This is a genomic window from Photorhabdus sp. CRCIA-P01 (assembly GCF_003545805.1).
GTDB lineage: Bacteria > Pseudomonadota > Gammaproteobacteria > Enterobacterales > Enterobacteriaceae > Photorhabdus > Photorhabdus antumapuensis.
In genome coordinates this window covers 1-5,349 of sequence record NZ_NMQR01000095.1, presented here as the reverse complement: position 1 = coordinate 5,349, position 5,349 = coordinate 1, and the positions used below count along the sequence as shown (strand labels likewise).

At 52.9% G+C, this 5,349-nt stretch carries 4 protein-coding genes and 2 pseudogenes; 5 read left to right on the top strand and 1 reads right to left on the bottom strand.

What is annotated here, in order from left to right:
• Positions 1 to 494 precede the first annotated feature (494 nt).
• Positions 495 to 651, bottom strand: a pseudogene (locus D3222_RS25705) (hypothetical protein); the annotation flags it as partial.
• A 62-nt stretch (positions 652 to 713) separates the two neighbouring features.
• Between D3222_RS25705 and D3222_RS25700 the strand changes: the two are divergent.
• The 5 genes and pseudogenes from D3222_RS25700 to D3222_RS23350 all read left to right on the top strand — a co-directional run.
• Positions 714 to 1,049 (top strand): hypothetical protein, encoded by a 336-nt coding sequence (locus D3222_RS25700; protein ID WP_232832647.1) that lies wholly within the window; start codon positions 714 to 716, stop codon positions 1,047 to 1,049.
• Entirely contained in the window at positions 1,046 to 1,762 is a 717-nt protein-coding gene (gene ltrA, locus D3222_RS23370; protein ID WP_232832646.1) for a group II intron reverse transcriptase/maturase, read from the top strand. The genes D3222_RS25700 and ltrA (D3222_RS23370) overlap by 4 nt, the downstream gene beginning before the upstream one ends.
• 377 nt (positions 1,763 to 2,139) lie before the next feature.
• Positions 2,140 to 3,549, top strand: a complete 1,410-nt coding sequence (ltrA, locus tag D3222_RS23360; protein WP_118988228.1) for a group II intron reverse transcriptase/maturase — start codon at positions 2,140 to 2,142, stop codon at positions 3,547 to 3,549.
• 322 nt (positions 3,550 to 3,871) lie between these two features.
• Positions 3,872 to 4,174, top strand: a complete 303-nt coding sequence (locus D3222_RS23355; protein WP_157975423.1) for a group II intron maturase-specific domain-containing protein — start codon at positions 3,872 to 3,874, stop codon at positions 4,172 to 4,174.
• A gap of 1,003 nt (positions 4,175 to 5,177) precedes the next feature.
• Positions 5,178 to 5,349: pseudogene (locus tag D3222_RS23350) on the top strand (IS110 family transposase); the annotation flags it as partial.

Genomic DNA, 5,349 nt, shown 5'->3' with positions numbered 1-5,349 from the left:
CCCCCCACCCGACCCTTAAAAAAGGGAGTTAGCAGGTGATTAAACCTCCCACCTGCTACCCGTAAAAAATAAAAAATGACTTCGCTTACAAGCAGCTTCGCTGCCGCCGCTCAGAAAGGAGATGTAATAATTACCTACAATAAATAAGGAAATGACTAATCGATTTTCAGTCATATTGCTTCAACATCCTTTCGTCTCCGACCATCCAACATCTCCATTGCTGTCATATCATGCCATTTAGTTCGCTTCGCTCACAGCTTAGCAGGGCGTGGGGGGTATTGAGGCTCCCTATTTCGCTCTCAGTCGCATTACTTAATAAAGACAAGTAATGCTCCGCTTCGGGGCGTATCAACTCCTAATGCTCTCTGAAACTCTCTTTCGCCCCTTACAGGCGAATTTACTTTAATGCTCACTTTAACTATCTTTTGCCTATGAAAAGTTTTGGGAACAATTTTCATACAGAGCATAAAAATTTGTGGGGTACTTGAATTAGGGTTTCCGGCGTAGGTGTGCCACGAATGCATCCTGTGGCAAATAGAGGGTGCAATGCTGTGCGAGAGATGAGGGTCGGCCCCTCGGAGGCGGTGTCCAGACGCAGCCTTCAAACTACCCTGAGTTGCTGCCGTTAAGAGCGGTGGTGGTGAGCGTCAGGGAAAAGGCGCAGTCAGATGCGTCATGTATGTGTTGTGAAGATGAACGAGAGTGAACTGTAGATGCAGTGTCGAAAGGAACAAGATGATGTCAAAAACGCGCTTTCTAAGCGGTGCGTGATAAGTCCAGCGGTTATCTGGTTACTGGCTGGTCGGCATCCGGCATATAGACAGCATGAGCACAACACAGGCTCTGGCATGGAACGTGGGAACCTGTCGTCCCGATGCGAAGGGAGCGGCGTCGAGCAGAAACCCTGCGAGCGCCTGAGTACCAATGCGGGGCACAGGGGCAGATGGTTCCGTAGTAGTGATGAAGCGCCTGTAATGGGCGTGGAGCGAAGGGGGCCAGTCGTTGGGGCTGTATTACAGGTCAACCGCGTAAGCGGGAGGAACCTGTGAGCCAGTCCAAACCGTTTGCGTTATCCAGACAGGCTGTCTGGAGCGCGTACAAGAAGGTAAAAGCCAACAAAGGCAGTGCCGGAATCGATGGCCAGTCGATTGAGGAATTTGACAAGAACCTCGTGGGGAACTTGTACAAGATCTGGAACCGAATGGCCTCGGGCAGCTATATGCCGCCAGCAGTTCGGCGTGTTGAGATACCAAAGGTGACGGGGGGAACGAGACCGCTGGGGATACCTACGGTCGCGGATCGCATCGCGCAGATGGTGGTCAAAAACATGCTGGAGCCGATTCTGGAGCCACTATTTCACGATGACTCCTATGGCTACCGCCCGCACAAATCTGCGCACGATGCCCTGAAGCTAGCCCGGCAACGATGCTGGCGTATGGACTGGGTGCTGGATGTAGATATCAAAGGGTTCTTCGATAACATCGATCATGAACTCCTGATAAAGGCGGTGCGCAAACACACGGACTGTAAGTGGGTGTTGCTCTACATTGAGCGATGGCTGACCGCTTCGGTACATATGCCGGATGGGACGGTGCAGATAAGGGATAAAGGTACGCCGCAAGGGGGCGTCATTAGTCCGTTGTTGGCGAATTTGTTCCTGCACTATGCATTCGACATGTGGATGAAACGGGAATTTCCTGTCGTCCGGTTTGAGCGATACGCTGATGATAGTGTGCCACGAAGGCATGCACCGGGGACGTAAGTCCCCGTGCAGCTATGCAACACAAGAGATGAGGGCAGGCCCCTCGGTGTCGGCGTACAGGCGCAGGCACCAACCCCCCCACTGCTGCTGCGTTTAAGAGACGTGGTGGTGAGCGAGATGGGAAAAGGTCGGGCATGATCCGATCAGGTAGGGATCGAAGAGACGAACGAAAGTGAACCGTTGATGATGTGTCGAAAGCGTATAGATGATGTCAAAACCATGGTGGAGTCGTTCCTGTGGGATAAGCGCAGGGGGCGACCTGTTTACTGCCTGCGCGGCATCCGGCATAAAGGCGGCGTGAAGTCGATTCAGGCTCTTGTGGGGAACGTGGGAACCTGTCACCCCGATGWGAAGGGAGAAACGCAAGTGGAGGTCCCATGAGCGCCAGAGTACCAATGCGGGGTACAGGGGCGGAGCAAGCCGTAGTAGCGTTGAAGGACCGTAATGGRTCTGGAGCAAAGGGCTTGCCCCATTGTGCTGATGGCACGACAGCAACCACGRGCGATAAAGCCGGTGGGAGGACTGCTGTAAAATCGGCAAAGCCATTTCCTGTGAGTAAGCGACAGGTGTGGGAAGCGTATAAACGAGTGAAAGCTAACCGTGGTGCGGCAGGTATTGACGGACAGACACTGGCCGGGTTTGACGAGAATGTTGCAGACAATCTCTACAAGCTATGGAACAGACTGGCTTCGGGCAGTTATATGCCGCAGGCGGTAAGGCGTGTGGAGATCCCCAAAGCTGATGGTGGTGTGCGTCCGCTCGGTATTCCTGCCGTGTCGGACAGAATCGCCCAGATGGTCGTTAAACAGGTACTTGAGCCTGTACTGGAACCTCTGTTCCATGCCGATTCGTATGGCTACCGGCCGGGGAAATCTGCTCACCAGGCGATTGCGCAGGCGAGAACACGTTGCTGGAAGTTTGACTGGGTTGTGGAAATCGATATCAAAGGCTTCTTTGATAATATTGATCATGCCCTGTTACTGAAAGCAGTGCGGCATCACACACAGGAACGCTGGTTGGTGATGTATATCGAACGCTGGCTGAAGGCGCCGGTGCAAATGCCGGATGGAAGGGTGCAGGTACGGAACAGGGGGACGCCGCAGGGCGGCGTGATTTCACCCCTGATCTCGAATCTGTTCCTGCATTATGCCTTTGATATGTGGATGAAACGTCAGTTTCCCGGCGTCCCCTTTGAAAGGTATGCCGATGATGTTGTATGCCACTGTCACAGTCAGTTGCAGGCCGAAGCACTGATAAGTAAAGCAGGCCAGAGGTTCGCGCAATGTGGGCTGGAGTGGCATCCGCAGAAGACCCGGATGGTTTACTGTAAAGATGCCGATCGACGGGGGAATTACGCAGAGACGCGCTTCGACTTTCTGGGCTATACATTCCGGCCCCGTTTGTCGAAGAATCGCTGGGGTAAGACCTTCGTTAACTTCAGTCCGGGGATGAGTGCCAGAGCAGGGAAAGCAATCCGTCAGGAGGTGAGGAGTTGGGGTCTGCAAAATCGCAGTGACAAGTCCTTGAACGATCTGGCGCATATGTTCAATGCGAAAATCAGAGGCTGGATAAATTATTACGGTGTTTTTTATAAATCGGCCCTGTATCCAACGCTGAGGCAAATCGATCGCAAACTCGTGTTATGGCTGACCCGTAAACATAAGCGACTTCGGGGCCACCGGCGACGGGCCAGTCACTGGCTGGCGCGTGTTGCGCGGAGTGAAACGAGGTTGTTTGCCCACTGGCCGCTACTATGGGGGCAGGCTTCAATGGGAAGAGCCGGATGAGCGGAGACGTTCACGTCCGGTTCCGTGAGCGCCTTGGGGGAGGTTCCCCGGGGCGACTCGACTGATTGTTCACTGCAAATCGCAAAAGGCAGCTGAAAGGCTGTTTCGGGACATTGGCCAGCGATTCACTGAGTGTGGATTAACACTGCACCCGGACAAGACGAAGGTAGTTTATTGCAAAGATGGCACAAGACGAGGAGATTATCCGGTGATCCATTTTGATTTTCTCGGGTACAGGTTCCAACCTCGATGTACACAGCGTCGGGATGGAACGCTGTTCCTCAGCGTTCTACCTGCTGTCAGTGTGAAAGCAGCTAAGGCGATGCGGGGGAAAATTCGAAGATGGAAAACGCACCGATGGACACAGTTATCGATCAAGGAACTGGCGAATAGTCTCAACCCTGTTTTACGGGGCTGGAGCAACTACTATGGCAAATTTTATAGATCGAAGCTTGCTCCGATTTTGGAGCAACTGAACTATGCTCTTGTGCGATGGGCAAAACGGAAATATAAACGGCTGGGTAGCGCTTCACGGGCAACGACATGGCTAAAGCGTGTAGTCGCGCGGTGGCCTAGTCTATTCGCTCATTGGCCGATTACTCATGCTGGTATGACTGGACGATAGGAGCCGGATGAATCGAGAGAGTGCGCCGTGAAAGCGGCGAATCGAATCCCTGCCTTAGGCAGGAGGAGTTGGAAGAAATACTGCTGGGTCATCAGTCTTACCGGATGGTGAAAATCTTAAGGGACATAAGCATGACTGAAAAGCACAGTCCCGACGAACATACCGGGTTGTTGTGCAAGACCCGCGTAATAAGGTTAAAGCTGTATTGCCTGAACCTCAGACACCAGTGATGGAATACTCACATCCATAGCCACGGTATGTCAGGGCTGTGTCGGCAGGATAGGCTGGTAAACCTCTCGCCAGCCGAAATCTTCCCCTGCTGAACGACGGTCAGCGAGATCGTTCAAGGTGTCGAACGGGGAACCTACGTTGCGCTATCACGTTCGATTCGTGCGAACACGGGATCGCCTACGGGTCGCGAGACCCAGGGTGACGGAGTGATCGTAGTAGTCCGGGGACGGGAAAGCCGTCCACATGGCGAAGGATCACAGGTGTCTGACGACCAAATATTGAGGTAACCGAAATGGCCACAGCCGAAAATGTTCTGGCCGTCTATTCCGATCGAGGCAGGCGGAAATTCACAAGTTTTGTCCAACCAAAATCGGGAAAAATGACACTGGAAAGCCGGATGAGGTCGAAAGTCTCATGTCCGGTTTGGAGAGGGGGCGTTCGGAAAAGTGCTATAGCAAATGGTAACTCGCTGGCGCTCTACTCTACTTCATGTCCGGTTGCGTGAGGGCCTGCGGGTGAGATCCCCTCGGGCTACTCGACCAATTACCCATCTTCAGGTGATGGGATCTCATTGATAATAAGATATTGGCTGATGCCGATGGGCAAAAATTTTCTACAAGGAGAATGTAATGAACGCATCCCAACCACTTAGCTCCCGGCATTGTGATGGAATTGAGAGATGAGGCGTGGATCCTCTCAGATTTCCGGCCTTATAGTGCCTAAAAGTGGAAGCCTGTAGCTTCCCGATGACTGGAGGATCCACTCATGAAATCTGATTGGTATGGAAGCCTGTGGTGGGGCGCATTATTGGGCACGGGAACTGAGAAAACAGGGACATGAAGTCCGTTTGCTTCAGGCCCGGTTTGTCCGGGCATTCCGGATGGGTAATAAAAACGATGTTCAGGATGCACGAGCTATTTGGAGGGCGGTTCAACAACCGGGTA